The sequence below is a fragment of the Sphingopyxis sp. GC21 genome (assembly GCF_025727575.1).
Classification (GTDB): domain Bacteria; phylum Pseudomonadota; class Alphaproteobacteria; order Sphingomonadales; family Sphingomonadaceae; genus Sphingopyxis; species Sphingopyxis terrae_A.
In genome coordinates this window covers 2,058,616-2,080,412 of the sequence record NZ_CP095845.1, presented here as the reverse complement: position 1 = coordinate 2,080,412, position 21,797 = coordinate 2,058,616, and the positions used below count along the sequence as shown (strand labels likewise).

The 21,797-nt window shown below is 65.2% G+C and carries 19 protein-coding genes and 1 pseudogene; 16 read left to right on the top strand and 4 right to left on the bottom strand.

Annotated elements, in window-relative coordinates:
- The first annotated feature begins 7 nt into the window (after positions 1 to 7).
- The 12 genes from smpB (at position 8) to MU856_RS09960 (ending at position 13,564) form a co-directional block, all read left to right on the top strand.
- Positions 8 to 493, top strand: a complete 486-nt coding sequence (gene smpB / locus MU856_RS10015) for an SsrA-binding protein SmpB (RefSeq protein WP_062902814.1) — start codon at positions 8 to 10, stop codon at positions 491 to 493.
- A complete protein-coding gene (locus MU856_RS10010; protein WP_082819993.1) occupies positions 490 to 1,104 on the top strand; it encodes a DUF2062 domain-containing protein in 615 nt (204 codons plus the stop codon). The genes smpB and MU856_RS10010 overlap by 4 nt, the downstream gene beginning before the upstream one ends.
- A 105-nt stretch (positions 1,105 to 1,209) precedes the next feature.
- Positions 1,210 to 3,261 carry a M13 family metallopeptidase gene (locus MU856_RS10005; protein ID WP_263587473.1) on the top strand — a complete coding sequence of 684 codons (2,052 nt, stop codon included), beginning with the start codon at positions 1,210 to 1,212 and terminating at the stop codon, positions 3,259 to 3,261.
- 71 nt (positions 3,262 to 3,332) lie between these two features.
- On the top strand, positions 3,333 to 5,732 hold the full coding sequence (locus tag MU856_RS10000) for a response regulator (RefSeq protein ID WP_062902813.1): 2,400 nt from the start codon (positions 3,333 to 3,335) through the stop codon (positions 5,730 to 5,732).
- A complete protein-coding gene (locus MU856_RS09995; RefSeq protein WP_062902812.1) occupies positions 5,725 to 6,078 on the top strand; it encodes a response regulator in 354 nt (117 codons plus the stop codon). Before MU856_RS10000 ends, MU856_RS09995 begins: the two co-directional genes overlap by 8 nt.
- Positions 6,079 to 6,200: 122 nt before the next feature.
- Entirely contained in the window at positions 6,201 to 7,277 is a 1,077-nt protein-coding gene (recA, locus tag MU856_RS09990; protein WP_003050311.1) for a recombinase RecA, read from the top strand.
- A gap of 206 nt (positions 7,278 to 7,483) precedes the next feature.
- Positions 7,484 to 8,299, top strand: a complete 816-nt coding sequence (locus tag MU856_RS09985; protein ID WP_263587472.1) for an agmatinase family protein — start codon at positions 7,484 to 7,486, stop codon at positions 8,297 to 8,299.
- A 12-nt stretch (positions 8,300 to 8,311) separates the two neighbouring features.
- Positions 8,312 to 8,935, top strand: a complete 624-nt coding sequence (locus MU856_RS09980; RefSeq protein ID WP_062902810.1) for a glutathione S-transferase family protein — start codon at positions 8,312 to 8,314, stop codon at positions 8,933 to 8,935.
- 13 nt (positions 8,936 to 8,948) lie between these two features.
- Positions 8,949 to 9,515 (top strand): hypothetical protein, encoded by a 567-nt coding sequence (locus MU856_RS09975; protein WP_238929690.1) that lies wholly within the window; start codon positions 8,949 to 8,951, stop codon positions 9,513 to 9,515.
- 108 nt (positions 9,516 to 9,623) lie between these two features.
- On the top strand, positions 9,624 to 10,358 hold the full coding sequence (locus tag MU856_RS09970; RefSeq protein WP_263587471.1) for a hypothetical protein: 735 nt from the start codon (positions 9,624 to 9,626) through the stop codon (positions 10,356 to 10,358).
- Between the two features lie 51 nt (positions 10,359 to 10,409).
- Entirely contained in the window at positions 10,410 to 13,064 is a 2,655-nt protein-coding gene (gene alaS, locus MU856_RS09965; protein WP_263587470.1) for an alanine--tRNA ligase, read from the top strand.
- 11 nt (positions 13,065 to 13,075) lie between these two features.
- On the top strand, positions 13,076 to 13,564 hold the full coding sequence (locus MU856_RS09960) for an SRPBCC family protein (RefSeq protein ID WP_062902806.1): 489 nt from the start codon (positions 13,076 to 13,078) through the stop codon (positions 13,562 to 13,564).
- Positions 13,565 to 13,684: 120 nt separating this feature from the next.
- Here MU856_RS09960 and MU856_RS09955 read toward each other — a convergent pair whose 3' ends face one another.
- Positions 13,685 to 14,098, bottom strand: coding sequence for a holin family protein (locus tag MU856_RS09955; protein WP_062902805.1), 414 nt, complete (start codon positions 14,096 to 14,098; stop codon positions 13,685 to 13,687).
- A 64-nt stretch (positions 14,099 to 14,162) separates the two neighbouring features.
- Positions 14,163 to 14,730 (bottom strand): annotated as a pseudogene (locus tag MU856_RS18745) (glycoside hydrolase family 108 protein).
- A gap of 68 nt (positions 14,731 to 14,798) precedes the next feature.
- Here MU856_RS18745 and MU856_RS09945 point away from each other — a divergent pair.
- On the top strand, positions 14,799 to 15,776 hold the full coding sequence (locus MU856_RS09945) for an NADPH:quinone oxidoreductase family protein (protein ID WP_263587469.1): 978 nt from the start codon (positions 14,799 to 14,801) through the stop codon (positions 15,774 to 15,776).
- Between the two features lie 131 nt (positions 15,777 to 15,907).
- Positions 15,908 to 16,255, top strand: coding sequence for an EF-hand domain-containing protein (locus MU856_RS09940; protein WP_062902803.1), 348 nt, complete (start codon positions 15,908 to 15,910; stop codon positions 16,253 to 16,255).
- A 75-nt stretch (positions 16,256 to 16,330) separates the two neighbouring features.
- Here MU856_RS09940 and MU856_RS09935 read toward each other — a convergent pair whose 3' ends face one another.
- Together MU856_RS09935 and MU856_RS09930 are read right to left on the bottom strand one after the other, a co-directional pair.
- Positions 16,331 to 18,028, bottom strand: coding sequence for an N-acyl-D-amino-acid deacylase family protein (locus MU856_RS09935; RefSeq protein ID WP_062902802.1), 1,698 nt, complete (start codon positions 18,026 to 18,028; stop codon positions 16,331 to 16,333).
- Entirely contained in the window at positions 18,021 to 18,644 is a 624-nt protein-coding gene (locus MU856_RS09930) for a helix-turn-helix domain-containing protein (protein WP_062765817.1), read from the bottom strand. Before MU856_RS09930 ends, MU856_RS09935 begins: the two co-directional genes overlap by 8 nt.
- Before the next feature lie 180 nt (positions 18,645 to 18,824).
- Between MU856_RS09930 and MU856_RS09925 the strand changes: the two genes are divergently transcribed.
- Positions 18,825 to 20,765: a serine hydrolase domain-containing protein gene (locus MU856_RS09925; RefSeq protein WP_263587468.1), complete on the top strand. Its 1,941-nt coding sequence runs from the start codon at positions 18,825 to 18,827 to the stop codon at positions 20,763 to 20,765.
- Positions 20,765 to 21,775, top strand: a complete 1,011-nt coding sequence (locus MU856_RS09920) for a dipeptide epimerase (protein ID WP_222103021.1) — start codon at positions 20,765 to 20,767, stop codon at positions 21,773 to 21,775. Before MU856_RS09925 ends, MU856_RS09920 begins: the two co-directional genes overlap by 1 nt.
- Positions 21,776 to 21,797 lie beyond the last annotated feature (22 nt).

The following is a 21,797-nucleotide window of genomic DNA, read 5'->3' as shown; positions in this document are numbered from 1 at the left end:
TTCATTCATGGCCCGTCCGCAATCCGCCCCCGAATTCGACAAGAAGAAGGTCGTCGCCGAAAATCGGCGGGCGCGCTTCGACTATGCCATCGACGAGGTTTTCGAGGCGGGGATCGCGCTGCAGGGCACCGAGGTGAAATCGTTGCGCTTCGGCGAGGGGACGATCGCCGAAAGCTATGCCGAAGTCGCCGGCGGCGAGGTGTGGCTGATCAACGCCAACATCCCCGAATTCAGCCATGGCAACCGTTTCAATCATGAACCGCGCCGACCCCGCAAGCTGCTGCTCAACACGCGCGAGATCAATAAATTGCACGCGGCGGTGGCCCGGCAAGGGATGACGCTGGTGCCCTTGAGCGTATATTTCAACGGACGCGGGCGCGCGAAGGTCGAACTCGCGCTCGCCAAGGGCAAGAAGGCGCACGACAAACGCGAGTCGATCAAGGAACGCGACTGGAAGCGCGACAAGCAGCGATTGATGAAGGAACGGGGATGAGCGGGGGGAAGCCGCGCGACAAGGCGGCGGTGATGAACTGGATCAAGCGCCACTCGCCGTCGCGTGAGGAGCTGCTCGAAAGCCGGTTCGTCAAGCCCTTTGCCCATCGCGTCGCGCATAGCCATTTATGGCGCTTCACCCGCACCTCGGTGCGCCGTGGCACCGCGCTCGGTCTGTTCGTCGGCATCTTTTTCCTGATCCCTGGCGCGCAGATACTGGGCGTGGCAATGCTCGCGCTGCCTTTCCGTGCCAATATTCCGATCGGCGTCGCGATGACTTTCCTGTCCAACCCCGCGACGACGCCGCTGCTGATCGCCGCGGCGGTTTGGCTCGGCAATGATCTGTTCGGGCTGCATGCGAATGTCGCGACCTTCTCGATCATGATCGACAATGGCGCATCGGTCGGCGAATGGGCGCGGTGGCTGTTGTCCGACGCTGCGCCGGCTCTCATCGCGGGCCTGTTCGTAATCTCGGTCGTCACCGCGGTGGTCGGCTTCCTGCTCGCGGCGGTAATCTGGGACAATTGGATCCGCCTGCGCTGGCGGCGCAAATTGCGCCGCGCGCGCGACCAACGACTTGAGTCATCGACGAGCGACACGGCGGCCGGTTGATCGCAGGCCGCCAGCTTTTATAGCTGTCTCCATCGCAGGATCCGCGCCATTCACGGTGCGGAGAATCATGTCCTGCCCGTCAACCTGGGGATAATCATGACACGTATGACGCATTCTTCGCGCCTGATGGCGACCGCCGCGCTGGGCGCGATACTGTTCGGCATGGCGCCGGCGGTTTCGGTTTCGGCCAAGGAGCAGGCCGCCGCCTCGGCCAAGGCCGACAAGCCCGAAATCGGCGATTTCGGCTTCGACACGACCGGCATGGACAAGAGCGTGCTGCCCGGCAACGACTTCTACGCCTATGCCAATGGCACCTGGGCCAAGAACACCGCGATCCCGGCGGACAAGTCCAACTATGGCATGTTCACCGCGCTTGCCGATCTGTCGCAAAAGCGCACGCAGGAGATTCTCGAAGCGGCGAAGGGCGATCCGAGCAGCATGATCGGACGCGCCTATGCCTCCTATCTCGATTCGGCGTCGGTCGAGGCGAAGGGGCTTGCCCCGATCCAGCCGTGGCTCGCGAAGATCCGCACCGTCGACAAACCGGGCCTTGCCGCGTTGCTCGCCGAAGCCGACCGCAACGGCGTCTCGCACTTCTTCGGCGGCTATGTCGGGCAGGACGACAAGAATCCCGACGTCTACATCTACACGATGTTCCAGGGCGGCCTCGGCATGCCCGATCGCGACTTCTACCTGAAGGACAATGAGCGCAACGCCAAGCTGCAGGCGGCTTACCTCAAGCATCTGGAAAATGTCCTGACGCTGGCAGGCGAACAGGACGCCGCGGCGCGGGCGCAGGCAGTCTATGCCTTCGAAAAGCAGATCGCGACGGTCCATTGGGACAAGAATGACAGCAGCGACGCCACCAAGGTCTATAACAAGATGACGCTTGCCGAACTGGAAAAGGCGGCGCCGGGCTTCGACTGGACGACCTTTGTTCGCGGCATCGGCGTCAAGGAAGACGCGCTGCTCGTGTCGCAGCCGAGCGCCTTCACCGGCGAGGCGAAGCTGATTGCCGACGCGCCGATCGGCGTGCTGCGCGACGCGCTGCTCGTCCGCAGCCTCGACGGCTTTTCGGACGTGCTGCCCGATGCGGTCGCGAAGGAAGCCTTCTCCTTCTATGGCACCGCGCTGTCGGGAACGCCGCAGATGCAGGAGCGCTGGAAGCGCGCGGTCGATTTCACGACCGGCAATCTGGGTGAAGCGGTCGGCAAGGATTATGTCGCGAAATATTTCCCGCCAGAAACCAAGGCGGAAATGGACAAGCTGGTCAAGAATGTCATCGCGGCGCTCGGCCACCGCATCGACAATCTTGCGTGGATGCAGCCCGAAACTAAGGTGAAGGCGAAGAAGAAGCTGGCCAATTTCACGACCAAGATCGGCTATCCCGATCGCTGGAAGGATTATGGATCGCTGGAGATCCGGGCCGACGACCTGTTTGGTAACGCGCTGCGCGCCAACCAGTGGCAGCATGACGACAATATCAGCCGTCTCGGCGGTCCGATCCGGCGCTGGGAATGGGGCATGACCCCGATGACGGTCAATGCCTACGCCAATTTCGGCATGAACGAGATCGTCTTCCCGGCCGCAATCCTGCAGCCGCCCTTCTTCGATCCGAAGGCCGACCCCGCAATCAACTATGGCGGCATCGGCGCGGTGATCGGCCATGAGATCAGCCACCATTTCGACGACCAGGGTTCGAAATATGACGAAACCGGCAAACTCGCCGACTGGTGGACGCCCGAGGATGTGAAGGCGTTCGAAGCAGCGAGCAAGGCGCTCGTCGCGCAATATGACGCCTATGAAGTGCTGCCGGGCGAGCATCTCGACGGCACCTTCACGCTGGGTGAGAATATCGGCGATCTCGCCGGCCTCAACATCGCCTATGACGCTTACAAGGCGTCGCTGGGCGGCAAGGAGGCGCCGGTGATCGACGGGCTGACCGGCGACCAGCGCTTTTTCCTCGGCTGGGCGCAGGTATGGCGGCGCAACTATCGCGAACAGAATCTGTCGCAGCGCATTTCGACCGATCCGCATTCGCCCTCGATCCAGCGGACTTGGGTCTCGCGCAATCTTGACCCTTGGTATAAGGCCTATCAGGTTAAGCCGGGCCAGACGCTCTATCTGGATCCGAAGGATCGTGTTCGCATCTGGTGATGCGCTGACTGGGAAAGTGTGAATTGACCGCGCAGAGCCTGCCTTCCGCTGATACCGATTTCAGCAGGGGGGTGGGCGCTGCCGGTCCGCTTTCCGCAATTCAAGGGCTTTCCCGGATCGACCTTGCGCTGCTCGGCGGCCTCGCGCTGGTGTCGGTCGGGCTGTTGTTCTGGGCCACCGGCGACGCGGTGCTTGCCGCCGGTTTCCTTGCCGGACTCGCGCTCGCGGCGGGCGGCATGATCCTCGCGCGGCGTCTGTTTCCGGCGGCCGCGGTGGGCGAGGCGGCGCCGACCGATTGGTCGATGCTGCGCGCCGCGGTCAATCATGACGATATTGCGATTGCGATCACCGACCGGGCCGGACGCCTCGTCTGTGCGAACGACCTGTTCGCGACATGGATGGGCGGCTTCGTCACGCCGCCGGGCCTGCCGCTCGAAGGGCGCGGCGCCGAGCTGCTCAAAAATGCGGGCCGGACCGCGTGGCGCGAAGGTGAGGGCGGGGTCGATGAAATCGCAGTCGGGCCCTTGCAACTTCGTGCACAAGTGCTGCGATCGGGGCAGGCCGAAGACTATCTCATCTGGCGCTTTTCGGCCCATGAACGGCTCGATCTGGCAGGAGAGATCGTCCGCCACCTCGACGGACCCGCAGGGCGCACGTTGGCGCAGGCGGGGGTGATGGCGGCGCTGGTCAGTGCCGAGGGCCGGTTGCGCGTTGCCAATCAGGCATTTCTTTTGCGCGCGCTCGGCGAAGAGGATGCGCTGCATTATGCGGGGCGCGATGTCGCCGGAATGTTGCGGCTCGATGATGCCGGCGCGCTCTATTTTGCGCGTGAGGGCGATCGGGCAACGCCGGTGCGGATGCTGCAAATCCCGCTGACGCCGGCCGATACGCACGGGCCGATGCTGCTCGCCATGCTCGACGAGGAGATCGGACCCGCCGATCGCGGCACCGCGCAAAGCTATATCGAAACGCTGCTGTCACTGCTGCCCTTCGGGCTTGCGCTCGTCGATCGCGACGGGCGCTTTCTGTACATGAACCGCGCTTTCATGCGCGCCGCGGGCGTCGCCGATGGCAAGAGGCCGCGCTACCCCGGCGATCTTGTGGTCGGCGAGGACAAGGGACCACTCGCCGACATGATCCGCCGTCACAGCAGCGGGCAGCAGGTCGGCGGCGATCTGTCGATCCGGCTGGCCGGACAAGGCGACGAACCGGTGTCGATGCGCGTCGTCGGCGTGCGCGGGCTGGGCGAGGCGGCGGTTCTGCTTAGCCTCAAGGATTCGAGCGAAGAGTCGCGCCTCAAGCGGCAGGTGGCGCAGGCATCGAAGATGCAGGCGGTCGGCCAGCTTGCGGGCGGCGTCGCGCATGATTTCAACAATATCCTGACCGCGGTGCTCGGAAGCTGCGATCTGATGCTGATGCGGCACACGCCGGGCGACAGCGACTATGACGATATTCAGCAAATCCGCAGCAACGCCAACCGCGCGGCGAGCCTGACGCGGCAGTTGCTCGCCTTTTCGCGCCAGCAGACGTTGCGGCCGCAGATATTGCAGCTTCCCGACGTGATTTCGGAAGTGTCGCATCTGCTCAAGCGGCTGATCGGCGATACGGTGCAATTGTCGGTGCATCATGGCCGCGGGCTGGGTGCGGTGCGCGCCGACCCCGGGCAGCTAGAGCAGGTCATCATCAACCTTGCGGTCAATGCGCGCGACGCGATGCCCGGCGGCGGGACGTTGACGATCGAAACCTATCCCGTTTCCGCCGCTGAAGTTCGCCAGATGGGCAATGAATTCATGCCGCCCGCCGATTACAGCGCGCTGAAGGTCGGCGATACGGGGACCGGCATTCCGGCCGAAGTGCTGCCTAAAATTTTCGAACCCTTTTTCACGACCAAAGATGTCGGCAAGGGGACAGGGCTGGGACTGTCGACGGTCTATGGCATCATCAAACAATCGGCGGGCTTTATCTTTGCCGACAGCAAACCGGGCGCGGGGACCAGCTTCACCATTTACCTGCCGGTCCACCGAGCCGAAAGCGGCGTGCCGGCAACGCCGCCGCCGGCTGCGAAGGCGAAGAAAAGCCAGTGGGGCACCGGTACCATCCTTCTCGTCGAGGACGAGGATATGGTGCGGGCCGTCGCCGAACGGGCGCTGACCCGCGCGGGTTATACGGTCGTTACCGCTTCGCAGGGCGAAGAGGGGCTTGAACGCTTCGCCGCGATGGACAAGATTGACCTGGTGATCAGCGACGTTGTGATGCCGACGATGGACGGGCCGACGATGGTCCGCGCGATGCGCGCCAAGCGGGCGAACCTGCCGGTGCTGTTCATGTCGGGCTATGCCGAGGAGCAGTTGCGCCAGTCGATCAACATCGATGATGTCGCCTTCCTGCCCAAGCCCTTCTCGGTTGCGCAGCTTGCAGAAGCAGTATCGATGGCGCTCGACGATGCGGCGCATAGGGTGGGTCATGGCTGAAGACAGGTTGATCCTGCTTGTCGAAGACGATGTCCTGATCGGCATGATGCTCGTCGATATGTTCGACGCGCTCGGCTATCCCGAACCGGCGCAGGCGACGACCAACGAGGAAGCGCTCGCGGTAGTCGCGTCGCAGCCGGTGGCGGGCGCACTCGTCGATATCAACCTGGGCGACGAAAAGGGATGGCCGGTCGCCGATGCGCTGGCGGAGCGGGGGATTCCCTTTGCCTTCACGTCAGGCGGCGGCGACGTGATTCCCGCGCCGCATGCGAACCGCAAGCTGGTGACGAAGCCGTTCCGTATCGCCGAAATCGAGGCCGTTCTGGATGGTTTTTTCGGGGAATAGCGCGCGCCTCGCCGATAGCGCAAAAATATTTGTTCTCCACTTGTTCCTATAGAACAAATAGCGTACACAGCTCTGGCGTTGCGGTGGTTCTGCCTTCGCTCTAGAGCTGGAAAGGAACGGTCATGGCCGGACAATTATCACTCGTCGAATCGGGGAAATCAGTGAACAGCACAGACAGGCAGAAGGCGCTCGACGCCGCACTCGCGCAGATCGATCGCGCGTTCGGCAAGGGCTCGGTGATGAAGCTCGGATCGAAGGAAGCGATGCAGGTCGAGGCGGTCTCGACCGGATCGCTCGGGCTCGACATCGCGCTCGGCGTCGGCGGTCTGCCGCGTGGCCGCGTTATCGAAATCTACGGTCCCGAAAGCTCGGGCAAGACCACCCTCGCGCTGCATTGCATCGCCGAAGCGCAGAAGACCGGCGGAACCGCGGCTTTCGTCGATGCCGAACATGCGCTCGATCCCGTCTATGCGAAGAAGCTGGGCGTAAACATTGACGAGCTGATCGTGTCGCAGCCCGATACGGGCGAACAGGCGCTTGAAATCGTCGATACGCTGGTGCGCTCGAATGCGATCGACGTGCTCGTCGTCGACTCGGTCGCGGCGCTCGTCCCGCGCGCCGAAATCGAAGGCGAGATGGGCGACAGCCATGTCGGCCTTCAGGCGCGCCTGATGTCGCAGAGCTTGCGCAAACTCACCGGCTCGATCAGCCGTTCGCGCTGCATGGTGATCTTCATCAACCAGCTGCGCATGAAGATCGGCGTGATGTACGGCAATCCCGAGACGACGACGGGCGGCAATGCGCTCAAATTCTACGCCTCGGTCCGCCTCGATATCCGCCGCACCGGCCAGATCAAGGACCGCGACGAAATCGTCGGCAACACCACGCGTGTCAAAGTCGTCAAGAACAAGGTCGCGCCCCCGTTCAAGCAGGTCGAATTCGACATCATGTACGGGCAGGGCATTTCGAAGATCGGCGAAATTCTCGACCTCGGGGTCAAGGCCGGTCTCGTCGAAAAATCGGGCGCCTGGTTCAGCTATGATTCGATCCGCATCGGTCAGGGCCGCGAAAATGCGAAGAATTTCCTGACCGAAAATCCCGAACTGATGGAACGGCTCGAAAAGGCGATCCGCAGCCGCACCGATGCGGTGGCCGAAGAGATGATGACCGGCCCCGACGCGGACGACGACGATATCTAATCCGGATCCGGCGAGCCGTCGCAATACGGCTCGCCGGCGAACGGCGGCGGGTCCGTGCCTCTCCGGCACGCCTCCTTGGATCTGCCCGACCCCTCTCTTGGCAGGTCGGCCCGGCCGCCGTTGACCATGCCGCCGCTGACCATGCTGGCGGGGGCGTGTACCGCATCCCGGCTTGCGTGTTCAGGGGCAAGGACTACACAGGCTCGATGCCCGCGATCCGCCTTTTCGGTTTGCCGACCGACGTCAACAGTAGTTTCGAACGCGGCGCGGCGGGCGGGTCTGCGGCGATCCGTGCGGCGCTGCGCAGCGATCGCGGCAATATGGCAAGCGAGCTCGGTCCCGAAATCGGCACGGATATCGCCTTCACTGACGATGGCGACCTGCCGCTGACCGAGCATGTCGCACACGACGATGCCGCGATCCGGCGCCATGTCGCGATGCTGCACGAGGATGGCGAAATTCCGCTCGCGCTCGGCGGCGATCATGCGGTGACATTTCCGCTCGTCGAAGCCGCCGCCGCTTGTTTCGGTCCGCTCAACATCCTGCACATCGACGCGCATCCCGACTTGTACGACGACTTCGGCGGCAATCCGCGCAGCCATGCGTCGCCCTTTGCCCGGATATGCGAAGCGGGCCTTGCCGCGCGGTTGGTCCAGGTCGGTATCCGCACGTTGAATCGCCATTGCGCCACACAAGCCGATCGCTTCGGCGTCGAGATCGTCCCGATGGCGGGCTTGGTTCCCGAAGCGGTGCCGGTGCTGAGCGGCCCGCTCTATATCTCGATCGACCTCGACGGGCTCGATCCGTCGGCGGCGCCCGGCGTCGCGCATCCCGAGCCCGGCGGGCTGACAGTGCGCGAACTGCTCGCGGTGCTGCACCGGCAGTGCGCGCCGATCGTCGGCGCGGACATCGTCGAACATCATCCGGGCCGCGACATCGGCGGCGTGACCGCTATTGTCGGCGCCAAGCTGGTGCGCGAGCTGGCGGCGTTAATCGATCGCAACGGATATTGGCGCGGATAAGAGGAGAATGCGATGAGCCTGATCGTCCACCATTTGAACAACAGCCGGTCGCAGCGCATATTGTGGCTGCTCGAGGAAATCGGCGCTCCATTCGAAATTCGCCACTATCAGCGCGACGCCGTTACCAACCTCGCGCCGCCCGAGCTGAAAGCCGTCCATCCGCTCGGCAAATCGCCGCTGCTCGAGGACGACGGGCGGGTGATCCAGGAATCGGGCGCGATCGTCGAATATTTGTGCGAGCGCCATGGCGGTGACGCCCTGATCCCGCCGCGCGGCACCGACAATCATGTCCGGCACCTTGAGCTGCTGCACTTTGCCGAAGGTTCGGCCATGACTCCTGTTCTCCTCAATCTCTATGTTGCCCGCCTCGGCGATGCTGCGGCGCCGCTGCGACCGCGGATCGACGAACAGCTCGGCGCGCATTTCGCCTATCTCGAAAGCGAGATCGGCGACGCCGGGCATTTCATCGGCGATCGCCTGTCGGCTGCCGACATCATGCTGAGCTTCCCGGCCGAGGTTGCGGCGATGAACGGTGCCGATCGCTATCCGCGCCTCGCCGCCTTCGTCGCGGCGTGCCACGCGCGCCCCGCCTGGCAGCGCGCGCGCGAACGCGGGGGCGATTATTTTGTCTTTTGATCGCCGGTTTGGCGTGCTGCTCCTGACCGCACTATTCACAGCGGCGACCCCGTTGGCGGCCGCGCCGCCCGTTCTGGGGCCCGGGGTCGAGCGCGACGTCGTGGTACCCGCGGGTAAGAGCTTCGAGCCCGCCCCAGCCGACGAGGAGGGCGCGATCGACCGCTTCACCGGGTTCACGATGGCGTTGGCGAAGCGCGACTATGAGGCGGCCTATGCGATGCTGCGCCTGTCGTTTCAGGCGTCGAACCCGCGGCTGGAATGGGAGATGAACCTGCGCAAGCGGGCTGCGCTGTGGGCCGATGGCACGCTGCGCATCCTGCGCCTGACCTGGTATGCCGACCCGGCGGGACAGCCGCCCGGCCTTTATGCCGCGTTCGATTTTCGCGGCGATCGCAAGGATGGCACGATGGATTGCGGCTATGTCGTCGTCCATCGCAGCGCGCCCCGTGCCGCCTTCACCGTCGTGCGCGTCGATACGTCGGAAGTGCCGCCTGCCCTGATCGAGGACGGGGTGCCCAAGGCCGACGTGCTGCATCAGCTTCCCTGCTATCTGGGCAAGGGCATCGCGACCGCTTTTTGAGCGCAGTGGCGCTGAGCCAGCCCTCATCGGACTTGCGGCGCGCGCCCGTTGTCCGCAATATCGGCCTGCGGTCATCCGATCGACGGAAGGCGGGGGGAGTTCGGGGTTATGGCAGGTCTGCTATTGGCGCTGTTGCTTGCGGCGGCGGGCGAGCCCGCAATTCGCGTCGAGAAGCTGGCCGCGGGTGGTTTCAGCGCCGATGTCGCCGATATCGAGGCGGCGCGGCTGACGACGACGATGGAAGAGGTCCAGCGGATTGCGGCGCAGCGCTGCGGCAAGATGAAGGTGCGTTTCGGCCGGTATAATTTCGACAGCCGCGTCGATACGACCCGCAATGTCATGATGATCGAAAATCTGCGGCAGAAATTCTTCTGCTACGATCCCGCGACCGATCCCTACAAGCCCGTTCCGGCGGACTGGAAGGCGAGCGACGCCGATACGGCGGCGGCGACCAGCTTCGTGACGCGCTTCCTCGACCGGCTCGATCGCGGCGATCAGGCCGGGATCGCGATGATGGACCCGCTGGCGGAAATCACGCCGAAGGACTGGGCAAACCTGCATGCCGGCGCCACGCAGTTCCAGACCGGCGACGGATCGATGACGCCGCAATTCGTCGCGTGGAGCAACAATCCAGGTGGCGCCGCATATCCCGGCGCCTATGTCCTGTTTTCGGTGCTCGACGATCATCCGGGGATTGCCGGAACGTGCGGCGGGATATTGGTGCAGCGCGTTCGCGAAGGCGAATATCGCATCGCCCAATATGATGTGCAGTTCATCTCGCAGGCGCTGGTGAACCAGCAGGGGTTGACCGGGCAGCAGCTCGACCGGCTCTGCCAGCGCTGATGCTGCGCGTCTGTGCTTGAGTAACGGACGATCCGGCACTAGATCGCGCGCATGACATCGACCAACGACATCCGCCGCTCGTTCCTCGACTATTTTGCCGGGGCCGGCCACCATATCGAACCGTCGGCACCGCTGGTGCCGTTCAATGACCCGACGCTGATGTTCGTCAACGCGGGCATGGTGCCGTTCAAGAATGTCTTCACCGGGCTGGAGAAGCGTCCGTACAGCACGGCCGCGTCGTCGCAGAAATGCGTTCGCGCCGGCGGCAAGCACAACGATCTCGACAATGTCGGCTATACGGCGCGGCATCATACATTCTTTGAAATGCTGGGGAATTTCTCCTTCGGCGACTATTTCAAGGAACAGGCGATCGACCATGCCTGGACGCTGGTTCACAAGACCTGGGGCCTGCCCGCCGACAAGCTGACCGCGACCGTCTATCACACCGACGACGAGGCGTTCGACCTGTGGCGCAAGATTGCGGGTCTTCCCGAAGAGCGGATCATCCGTATCCCGACGAGCGACAATTTCTGGTCGATGGGCGACACCGGTCCGTGCGGGCCGTGCAGCGAAATCTTTTACGACCATGGCGACCATATCTGGGGCGGCCCGCCGGGATCGCCCGAAGAGGATGGCGACCGCTTCATCGAAATCTGGAATCTGGTGTTCATGCAATATGAGCAGATGCCGGATGGGCAGCGGGTCGACCTGCCGCGCCCGAGCATCGATACCGGCATGGGGCTGGAACGCATCGCGGCGGTGATGCAGGGCGTCCACGACAATTACGACATCGACACGTTCAAGGCGCTGATCGCAGCGTCGGTCGATCTGACGGGCGTTGCCGCCGAGGGCGGAAGCCTGGCGAGCCACCGTGTCATCGCCGACCATCTGCGCGCATCGAGCTTCCTGATCGCCGACGGCGTGCTGCCGTCGAACGAAGGGCGCGGTTATGTGCTGCGCCGGATCATGCGGCGCGCGATGCGGCACGCGCATCTACTCGGCGCCAAGGATCCGCTGATGTACCGACTGCTCCCGGCGCTGACGACCGAGATGGGCGCGGCCTATCCCGAGCTGATCCGCGCGCAGGCGCTGATCGCCGAGACGCTGGAGCGCGAGGAGGTCAAGTTCCGCCAGACGCTCGACAAGGGATTGCGGCTCCTCGACGAGGCGACCGTGGGCATGGGCAAGGGCGCGACGCTGCCCGGCGATGTCGCCTTCAAGCTCTATGACACCTTCGGCTTTCCCTATGACCTGACCGAAGATGCGCTGCGGGCGCAGGGTATCGCGGTCGATCGCGCGGGCTTCGATGCGGCGATGGCGCAGCAGAAGGCAGCGGCGCGCGCGGCATGGAAGGGCAGCGGCGAAAAGGCGTCGGATGAAATCTGGTTCGACCTTGCCGAAGCCAATGGCAGCAGCGAGTTCACCGGCTACACCTCGACAGAGGGCGAGGGCGAGGTGATCGCGATCGTCAAGGACGGCCAGCCGGTCGAGACCGCCGAAGCCGGCGACACGGTGGTCGTGCTGACCAATCAGACGCCCTTTTATGGCGAAAGCGGCGGCCAGATGGGCGACGCGGGAACGATCACAACGCTGGAAGGCGCCAAGGCCAATGTCGAGGACACCGGCAAGCCGCTCGGCCGGCTGCACACGCATCAGGCGAAGCTGGAGGCGGGCAAGCTGAAGGTCGGCGACACTGTGCATCTGTCGGTCGATGCCGCGCGCCGCGATCGCATCCGCGCCAACCACAGCGCGACGCACCTTGTCCACGCCGCGCTGCGCAACCGTCTGGGTGCGCATGTCACGCAGAAGGGCAGCCTGGTTGCCGAGGATCGTTTCCGGTTCGACTTTTCGCACCCCAAGGCGCTGACGCCGGAGGAAATCGCCCAGATCGAAGCCGATGTGAACGCGCAGATCCGGGCGAACGAACCCGTCTCGACGCGGCTCATGACCCCCGAGGACGCGATCGCAGCGGGGGCGATGGCGCTGTTCGGCGAGAAATATGGCGACGAGGTGCGCGTGCTCAGCATGGGCAAGGGCGACGAGCATAGCTATTCGGTCGAACTGTGCGGCGGTACGCACGTGCGGGCGCTGGGCGACATCGCCTTGTTCAAGATCATCAGCGAAAGCGCGGTTTCGTCGGGCGTCCGGCGTATCGAGGCGCTGACCGGCGAGGCGGCGCGCCAGTGGCTGCTGGGCCGCGACGAGGCGCTGAAGTCGGCGGCGGCGGCGCTCAAGACCTCGCCCGACGAGGTGCCGGCGCGCGTTGCCGCGATGGCCGAGGCGCTGAAGAAAGCCGAACGCGAGCTGGCCGACGCGAAGAAGGCGCTGGCGCTTGGTGGCGGCGGTGCGGGCGGCGGAGCGGCGGCGGGTCCGGCGATCGAACAGGTCGGCGATGTCGCCTTTCTGGCGCAGGTCGTCGAGGGGCTCGATCCCAAGGAACTTCGCGGCACGGTCGATGGCCTCAAGAAGCAGGTCGGCAGCGGCGTCGCGATGCTCGTCGCGGTCAATGATGGCCGCGCGTCGGTCGCGGTTGGCGTGACCGACGACAAGACGGGCAGCCATAGCGCGGTCGATCTGGTCAAGGTCGCGGTTGCGGCGCTCGGCGGGCAGGGCGGCGGCGGCCGTCCCGACATGGCGCAGGGCGGCGGCCCGAACGGCGGCGCGGCGGACGACGCCGTCGCGGCGGTCAAGGCCGCGCTCGCCTGAAACGGTGGGACGTGAAACCGACAAAGAAGACGCGGCGCACCGATCATGCCGAGAGGCTGATCGCCGCGCCGCTGGTCGATGTGTTCGCGGCCTTTACCAGCGCCGAAAAACTGGCGCGCTGGCTACCGCCCGAGGGCGCGACGGGCGCATTCGAGCATAGCGATCTGCGCGAGGGCGGCGGGTTCCGCCTGCGCCTGACCTTCGACGACTCCGATGTCGAGACCAAGAGCGACGATGACAGCGATCTGGTCGCGGTGCACATCCCGGTGCTCGATGACGGGCGGCTGATCGTGTGGGAGGTCGAATTCGTGTCGGATGATCCCCGCTTTTCGGGCACGATGGCGATGCACTGGTATCTGTCGCGCAAGGGCGGCGGGACGCTGGTCACGGTCGATGCGCATCATGTGCCGCCGGGGATTTCGGCGAAGGATCATGAGGCGGGGCTGACGTCGTCGCTGGCGAAGCTGGCGGCGGTGGTGGGAGAAAGAGCGGCCAGTTAATAGCGACCTGTATCCCCGCGAAGGCGGGGATCCATCATCCGGCAGTGCAATTACGAGCCGGCGGGAGATGGGTCCCCGCCTTCACGGGGACACACAATTGAGAGCAGGGCTTGGAAAGGTTCAGTCCTCCCCCCCTTTCGCTTTCCCCCATGCGCGGGCGGCGGTGTAGCCGAGGTAGCCGGTGCCGAAGAGCGCGTAGAGCGGTTCGGGGATGCCGGCGAGATAGGCGTTCATGCCCTCTGCGATGCCCTTTGCCATGTCGGGGCGCGTCGCGGCGATCAGGCCCATCGGGATCGCCCACAGAAGCAGCGTATACATGACGTAGAGGAAGCTGGGCCGCGCGCGGCTGGTCCAGGGGTCGGTGCTGTTCGCTTCGGCGACGATCGCGGTCATCCGCGTTTTGATCGCCTCCATTTCCTGGCTGTCCTCGAGCTTCAGCAGTTCGAGCTTGGCGTGGTCGCGCGCTTCGGGGTCGGGGATGATCTTGTCGATCAGCTTGGCGACGGGGCCGATCAGGCCTTCGATGATGCTCATATTTGCGGATCCTTTTGCTGGAAGTTGTCAAAGTTCACGGTACGTCCCGGTATGATGATACTCATCAGCCGCCGCCGATGCGGTTTGCGAGCCAGCCGTAGAGAAATGCCTCCTGGCTCGGGCGGCGTTCGGCGAGCGCGATGTAGCGTTCGCCCTGCAGCGCCTCCATCGCTCGCAGCAGCACGGTTACGCCGCCCTTGCCGCGCGCTTTCAGAAGAACCGTCGAGTGCCGACAGCGTGCGCGGGCCGATGGCGCGGTCGACCATGATATCGGGATAGTCGCGCGCCGTGCGGTTGAGCGCGTTGCGTGCGCGCTGGAGAACGCCAGTGGCGATCGCGGTACCCATGTGACGCCGGTATCTAACGGTTCGGCCGCAATGCGCGGCGCGCGCGGCGATGCGATCGAAGGCGGGGCGCAGCCAATAGATGCGGCAATAGATGGTGGCCGCCTCGGCGCGGGGCAGATCGCGCATCGGCCCCGTATAGCCCTGCGCCCGCGCTACGGCATCGGTGATCCCCCGGCGCGTCGGGCCGCCGCAATCGGCGGGGTGGTTTACATATCCGCCTTCGCGGTCGATGAGGGCATCGATCAATGCGTCAATCGCAAGGCGGGGCAGGTCGGCAAGTGACATGATTCGCTTCTTTGGTTCACTGAGATATTGAAACGAACCATATTGGAATATTGTAGGAAAGGATTTTCATGCGCGCGCTGCAAGTGAGCCAATTGGCGCCCGATCACGCGGGTTGCGCGATCGCCGACCGGCCGCGACCCGAACCCGGGCCGGGCGAGGTGCGGGTGCGGGTGCGGGCAGCAGCAGTGAATTTTCCCGACCTGCTGATGACGCGCGGCGCCTACCAGCTCAAACCCGAGCTGCCCTTCGTGCCGGGGCTGGAGTTTTCGGGTGAGGTCGATGCGATGGGCGCGGGCGTCGAAGGCTGGGCGCCCGGCGATGCGGTGATCGGCGGCAATCGTTTCGGTGCGATGGCCGAATATTGCATCGTTCCGGCGGCGACGCTGCGGCGCAAGCCCGCCGCGCTCGACTGGGCGGCGGCGGCGGCGTGTCCGGTCGCCTATCTGACCGCCTATGTCGCGCTCGTCCGCTGCGCGCGGGTCGCGCCCGGCGACTGGGTGCTGGTCCACGGCGCGGCGGGCGGTGTGGGCCTGGCGACGGTCGATCTGGCGCGCGGACTGGGCGCGCGGGTGATTGCGGCGGCAAGCAGCGCCGCGAAGCGCGATGCCATTGCCGCGCTTTACACACCCGACGCGGTGATCGAGGCGGCGCCCGGTTTTCGCGAGACGGTTAAGGCGTTGACGGAAGGGAGGGGCGCCGATGTCATCTTCGACCCGGTCGGCGGCGATGTGTTCGACGAATCGACGCGCTGCATCGCCTTCGGCGGCCGCTTGCTTGTCGTCGGCTTTGCATCGGGGCGGATTCCCGATATTTCGGTCAATATGCCGCTGATCAAGGGCTTTTCGGTCGTTGGGGTGCGCGCGGGCGAATATGGCCGCCGCTTTCCCGAGCGCGGGGCCGAGAATATCGTCGCAATCGACGCAATGGCGGAGAGCGGGGCGATCCGCCCCCATGTCCACGCCGTGCTCGATCTTGCCGATTGGCGCGCGGGGTTTGCCATGCTCGAGCGGCGCGAGGTGGTGGGGAAGGTCGTGCTGACGCCTTGACGAGTGGGCGCGGCGGCGCTTTGGCCCGCGACTGCGGCACCACGGCGCAACTGGCATAGTTTTGCGACAAACCATGGGTCATTGAGCCGCGGGGTGCCCGGCGCTTTGCCGCCCATAGTGAAGGACGACATGTGAGAAAATTTCTGACGATTGCCGCGCCGCTGATGCTTGCAATACCGGCCGCGCACGCGCAGCCGCCGGCGCATAATGGCGAACGCATGTTCGCGATGATGGACGCCAATGGCGACGGCAAGCTCGACAAGGACGAGATCGCGAAGATGATGCAAATGCGCGCCGAGCGCATGGGCGAGCCATCGATGGCGACGCCCGAGCGGGTCGATGCGCTGATGAAGCGGCTCGACACCAATGGCGACGGCTTCGTCGACAAGGCCGAAATGGAAGCGATGCGCAAGGCGCGCGCGGCCGCCCCGCCGGCCGAAGCGCCCGCCGACGGCGCCGATCAGAGCGAATCCAACTGAAAAGACGGAATTGAACGGGGCCGGCGGCGGTTTCGGCCGCCGCCGGTCAATCACCGCCGATCAATGCGCGCGCGATCAGGAGCAGCGCTTCCAGCCCGATCCGCGTACCGCCTTGCCCGGCGTCGCGCCGGTCGGGTCGCCGCCGCGCAGCACCGCGGTACCGTTGACGAACACATCGCGCACGCCGGTCGCATATTGGTGCGGCTTTTCGAAGGTCGCGCGGTCGCCGACGGTCGCCGGATCGAAGATCACGACATCGCCGAAATAGCCGGGGCGCAGCGCGCCGCGATCCTGAAGGTTGAGGTTACCCGCGGGGAGCGAGGTCAGCCGCCGCACCGCCTCTTCGAGCGGGATCAGCTTTTCGTCGCGAACATAGCGGCCGAGCAGGCGCGCGAAATTGCCATAGGTGCGTGGGTGGGCGCCCGACTTCAGGAACACGCCCTCGGCCGCCTGCGATGCGGCGTCCGAGCCGAAGCTCATCCAGGGAAGCTGGATTTGGCGCCGGACATTGTCTTCCGACATCAGGAAATAGACGGTCCCGACGCGCGAGCCATCCTCGACGACAAGGTCCATCGCGGTTTCCTCGGGCGATTTTCCGCGCATCGCCGCCACTTCGGCCAGCGTCTTGCCGGTGAGCGGCTTGAGCGCGTCATTCTTGAAGCCTGTCAGGATCATCTTGTCGGCACCCGCGCCGATGTAGAGATTCTCCCAGTCGCTGCCCGGACTTTTCATTTCGGCCGCGACGCGGGCGCGGATCGCCGGATCCTTCAGCCGCTCGATCCACGCTTCCAGTCCGCCCGCCTGAACCCAGGTCGGCATGGCGGCGTCGAGCCCGGTGGCGCCCGCGGTATAGGTGTACATGTCGGCGGTGATCCGCGTTCCCGCGGCGCGCGCCGCCTCGATCTTCGCTACGACGGGCGCGAATTTGTCCCAGTTCGCGCGGCCGGCCATCTTGAGGTGATAGATTTCGGCTGGCGCGCCCGACCGGCGCGCGATGGCGATCAGTTCGTCGACCGCTTCCTCAAGCCGGTCGCCTTCCGAGCGCATATGACTGATATACATGCCGCCGCAGCGCGCCGCCTCGCTGGTCAGCGCGACGAGTTCGTCGGTCTCGGCATAGGAGCCGGGGGCATAGATCAGCGAACTGCCGACCCCCAGCGCGCCTTCGTCCATCGCCTGACGGACGAGCGCGCGCATCCGCGCGAGCTGTTCGGGGGTGGGATCGACATCGCCTTCGCCCAGTTCGTGCACGCGCACTGTCGCCGCACCGACGAAGCTCGCGACATTGGGCGCAATGCCGCGCTTTTCGAGATAGGCGAAATAATCGCCCAGCGTCGTCCAGCTGATGTCATATTTGATATCGCCCTGACGCTCGGTCTCCTGCGCCTTCATCGTCGCGTTGAACGGGCCCATCGACCAGCCTTCGCCCATCACTTCGAGCGTCACGCCCTGGCGGATGTCGCTGAGGCTGCGCGGGTCGGCGATCAGCGATTCGGTTGCCCAGCTCAGCATGTTGATGAAGCCGGGCGCGACAGCCATGCCCTTTGCGTCGATCTCGGTCCGGCCGCGGCCCGCGACCGTGCCGACCGCGACGATGCGGTCGCCCTTCAGCGCGATATCGCCAACGACGGGGGCGGCGCCCGAACCGTCGTAGAGCGTCCCGCCGCGGATGACGACGTCATAGGCAGGGGCCGCGCCGCGCGCGCCGGCCGAGGCCGAAAGGAGCAGCGAGCTGGCGAGCAGCGCCGCGACGAAGGGCGAGCGGCTATGCATGGAGGCTCATCAGCGAATCCATCAACCCTTCGTCGGCGCTCGAGCAGACGCCGAGGACCAGCGCCTCGTCGCAGCCGTCGGCGACGACATAAGCGTGACCCATCGACGAATCGATATAGATGCCCTGACCCGCGTCGAGGACCACGGGATCGTAAAATTCGCTGTGCACTTCGATCCGTCCTTCGATGACATAGATGAACTCCTCGCCCTGGTGGTGGACGAGCTCGCCGAATTCGCTCGCACTGCGCGCGCGGATGCGCGTGATGATAGGGATCATGCGCTTTTGCCGCAGGTCGGTGCAGAGATAATGATAGTCGTAATTGTCGGTGGTGACGCGAACCGCGGTGTCGATGGTGCCGACGCTGCGCCGGCCGGTGACGCGCGGCGCGCTGTCCCCCGCATCTTCGGCGAACAGGTCGGACATGCGGATGTTGAGCCGCTGGCTGAGCTGTTGCAGCTTGTCGTAGCTGAGCGTCAGCCGGTCATGTTCGACCTTCGACAGCGTCGATACCGGGATGCCCGAGCGCGCGCTCATTTCCTTGAGCGTCCAGCCATTTCGGGTGCGAATTCCCCGCATGACCTCGCCGAGCGTCGGGGGATTCGATCGGGATGTCATCGGGTCGGTCCATTCCTCATTTGACAATTTTCCAATCAGGATCATTATGTCCGCATTGGGTCACTTATTGCTGACCCTTGGTAAGGCGTCTCGCGGCTCGCTGCAAGCATGTCGCGCGGCGCGCCGGATAAGGGGGATAAAGCGATGCGTTTCCTTCGCAAGCTTATGATAGGATTGGGAGTGCTGGCGGCCGTCCCGCTGGCCGCGCAGGGGCCGGTGCAGCAGATTGCCGCCAAGCCGGCGGAGCAGACGCCGGCCGTGCCGCCGCCGCCCGCGGGCGCGGCCAAGCTCGACGCCGCCGATGTCGAGGCGTGGCTCGACGGTTTCATGCCCTATGCGCTCGCGCGCGGCGAGGTTGCCGGTGCGGTCGTCGTCGTGGTGCGCGGCGGCGGCACGGTGCTGCAGAAGGGCTATGGCTTTGCCGATGTCGCGTCGCGCAAGCCCGTCGATCCCGCGACGACGCTGTTTCGCCCCGGTTCGGTGTCGAAGCTGTTTACCTGGACCGCGGTGATGCAGCTTGTCGAAGCCGGTAAGCTCGACCTCGATAAGGATGTGAACACCTATCTCGATTTCAAGATTCCGCCCTTCGAGGGCAAGCCGGTGACGCTGCGCAATATCATGACGCACACCGCGGGCTTTGAAGAATCGATCCGCTATCTGATCAGCAGCGATCCCGAGGCGGTGATGCCGCTGAAGGATTATGCGCGCGAAGCGCTGCCCGCGCGGGTTTTTGCGCCGGGAAGCACGCCCGCCTATTCCAACTATGCGACCGCGCTGGCCGGATACATCGTTCAGCGCACCAGCGGCGAATCCTTCGATGATTATATCGATCGGCACATTTTTGCGCCGCTGGGCATGAAATATGCGAGCTTCCGCCAGCCGCTGCCGGCCGCGCTCGCGCCCTTCATGTCGAGCGGCTACCGCGTGATGACCGACAAGGCCAAGCCCTTCGAAATCGTCGTGCCGGCCCCCGCGGGCAGCCTGTCGGCGTCGGGCGGCGACATGGGCAAGTTCATGATGGCGCATCTGAACAACGGCGGCGTGCTGCTGAAGCCCGAGACGGCGAAGCTGATGCACGATTACAAGGCGCCCGGCGTCGGCCCGCTCAACAGCATGGCGCTCGGCTTCTACGAACAATGGGTCAACGGGCATCGCGCGATCGCGCACGGCGGCGATACCGAATGGTTCCACAGCTATCTGTGGCTGTTCCCCGATTCGGACATCGGCTTGTTCGTGTCGATGAACAGCCCCGGCAAGGAAGGCGCAGCGGGCGCGATCCGCAGCGCGCTGTTCCACCAGTTCGCCGACCGCTATCTGCCCGGCACGCCCAAGCCCGGACAGGTCGATGAAAAGACTGCGCGCGACCATGCCGCGATGCTGGCCGGCCATTATGTGTCGAGCCGCGGGTCCTTCACCAATTTCATGAGCCTGTTCGGCCTGCTCGGCCAGGCGCAGATCGTGGTCGGAACCGACGGCAAGATCGCGATGCCCGCGCTCGACGGGCTGAGCGCCGGACCGCGCGACTGGGTCGAAGTCGAGCCCTTTGTGTGGCGCGACACCGGCACCGGCGAACGGCTCGCTGCCGAGGTCAAGGACGGACGCGTCGTGCGCATCAGCCTGGATGCCGCGTCGCCCTTCATGGTCTTCTGGCCGGCCCCGGCGGGCGAAAATGTCGCCTGGCTGAACCCGGCGCTGATCGCAGCGCTGCTGCTCGTGCTGCTTGCGGCGCTCGCATGGCCGGTGCGCGCGCTGGTCCGCCGCAGCTATGGCGCGACCTTTGCGCTCGAAGGCCAGGCGCGGCGCGCGTGGCGGCTGTCGCGGCTGTTCGCGTGGCTCGTCATCGCGGCGGTCGCCGGATGGGCGATGTTCATCGTCACCTTCTCGGGCGATATCGGGAGCGTCGGCGGCCCGCTCGACTGGCTGATCATCCTGCTGCGCGTGCTGACGCCGATCGCCAGCCTTGGCCTGTTGGCGACGAGCGCGTGGCACCTGTGGCTGTGCATCAAGGACAAGCGCCGCTGGACGATGAAGCTGGGGGCGGTGCTGTTGCTGCTGTCGGCGCTGGTGCTCGTCTGGCTGACGCTGCACTTCCACCTCTATGGCTTCGGCATGGTCTACTGATGACGGCCGATGTCATGACCGGACTGACGCTCGACCTTCGCGTCGAGCGTTTTCCCTATCACCAGCCGTTCCGCATCGCGGGCCATGTGTTCACCGAGACTGCGCTGCTCGTCGCCACCCTGTCCGACGGCCGCCATGAGGGCCGCGGCGAGGGGGCGGGGGTTTATTACCTCGGCGACGATATCGACCATATGCTCGCCGAAGCGACGCGGGTGCGGCCCGCGATCGAAGGCGGCGCGACGCGCGAGGATCTGCAGCATCTGCTGCCCCCCGGCGGCGCGCGCAACGCGATCGACTGCGCCTTCTGGGATCTCGAGGCCCGGCGTGCGGGCAAGCCCGTTTGGGAATTGGCCGGGCTCGACCCGCCGCGCGCGCTGCGCTCGACGCTGACGCTCGGCGCCGACAGCCCCGAAGCGATGGCCGCCGCCGCGCTGGCGATCGACCCGCACGCGCCGGTGAAGGTAAAGCTGACGGGCGAGGTCGACCTTGACGCGGCGCGCATCGCCGCGATCCGCGCGGCGCGGCCGCATGCGTGGATCGGCGTCGATGCCAATCAGGGTTATGACCGCGCTACGCTGGGCGATCTGTTGCCGCTGCTCGTCGCGCATCGCATCGCGCAGCTCGAACAGCCGCTGCGGCGCGGGCGCGAGGCCGACCTCGACGGGGTCAAGCGGCCCTTGCCTTTCGTTGCCGACGAAAGCGCGCTGTCGCTCGCCGACACCGCCTCGCTCGTCGGGCGCTTCGATGTCGTCAATATCAAGCTCGACAAGTGCGGCGGGCTGACCGAGGGGCTGGCGATCGCGCGGCAGGCGCGGCGGTTGGGGCTCGACGTGATGGTGGGCAATATGATGGGCACCAGCCTGTCGATGGCGCCATCCTACCTCGTGGGGCAGCTCTGCGACATCGTCGACCTCGACGGGCCGACGTTCCTCGCGCGCGACCGCGAGCCCGGCGTCACCTATCGCGACGGCAAGATCCATTGTCCGCCGAGCCTGTGGGGTGGCGGCTGATATGAATTTTCCTGTCCTAAAT

What these genes read in the sequence shown, in the direction of transcription:
- smpB (WP_062902814.1), top strand. Translation starts at nt 8, where the DNA reads ATGGCCCGTCCGCAATCCGCCCCCGAATTCGACAAGAAGAAGGTCGTC.
- MU856_RS10010 (WP_082819993.1), top strand. Translation starts at nt 490, where the DNA reads ATGAGCGGGGGGAAGCCGCGCGACAAGGCGGCGGTGATGAACTGGATC.
- MU856_RS10005 (WP_263587473.1), top strand. Translation starts at nt 1,210, where the DNA reads ATGACGCATTCTTCGCGCCTGATGGCGACCGCCGCGCTGGGCGCGATA.
- MU856_RS09995 (WP_062902812.1), top strand. Translation starts at nt 5,725, where the DNA reads ATGGCTGAAGACAGGTTGATCCTGCTTGTCGAAGACGATGTCCTGATC.
- recA (WP_003050311.1), top strand. Translation starts at nt 6,201, where the DNA reads ATGGCCGGACAATTATCACTCGTCGAATCGGGGAAATCAGTGAACAGC.
- MU856_RS09985 (WP_263587472.1), top strand. Translation starts at nt 7,484, where the DNA reads ATGCCCGCGATCCGCCTTTTCGGTTTGCCGACCGACGTCAACAGTAGT.
- MU856_RS09980 (WP_062902810.1), top strand. Translation starts at nt 8,312, where the DNA reads ATGAGCCTGATCGTCCACCATTTGAACAACAGCCGGTCGCAGCGCATA.
- MU856_RS09970 (WP_263587471.1), top strand. Translation starts at nt 9,624, where the DNA reads ATGGCAGGTCTGCTATTGGCGCTGTTGCTTGCGGCGGCGGGCGAGCCC.
- alaS (WP_263587470.1), top strand. Translation starts at nt 10,410, where the DNA reads ATGACATCGACCAACGACATCCGCCGCTCGTTCCTCGACTATTTTGCC.
- MU856_RS09955 (WP_062902805.1), bottom strand. Translation starts at nt 14,098, where the DNA reads ATGAGCATCATCGAAGGCCTGATCGGCCCCGTCGCCAAGCTGATCGAC.
- MU856_RS09945 (WP_263587469.1), top strand. Translation starts at nt 14,799, where the DNA reads ATGCGCGCGCTGCAAGTGAGCCAATTGGCGCCCGATCACGCGGGTTGC.
- MU856_RS09935 (WP_062902802.1), bottom strand. Translation starts at nt 18,028, where the DNA reads ATGCATAGCCGCTCGCCCTTCGTCGCGGCGCTGCTCGCCAGCTCGCTG.
- MU856_RS09930 (WP_062765817.1), bottom strand. Translation starts at nt 18,644, where the DNA reads ATGACATCCCGATCGAATCCCCCGACGCTCGGCGAGGTCATGCGGGGA.
- MU856_RS09920 (WP_222103021.1), top strand. Translation starts at nt 20,765, where the DNA reads ATGACGGCCGATGTCATGACCGGACTGACGCTCGACCTTCGCGTCGAG.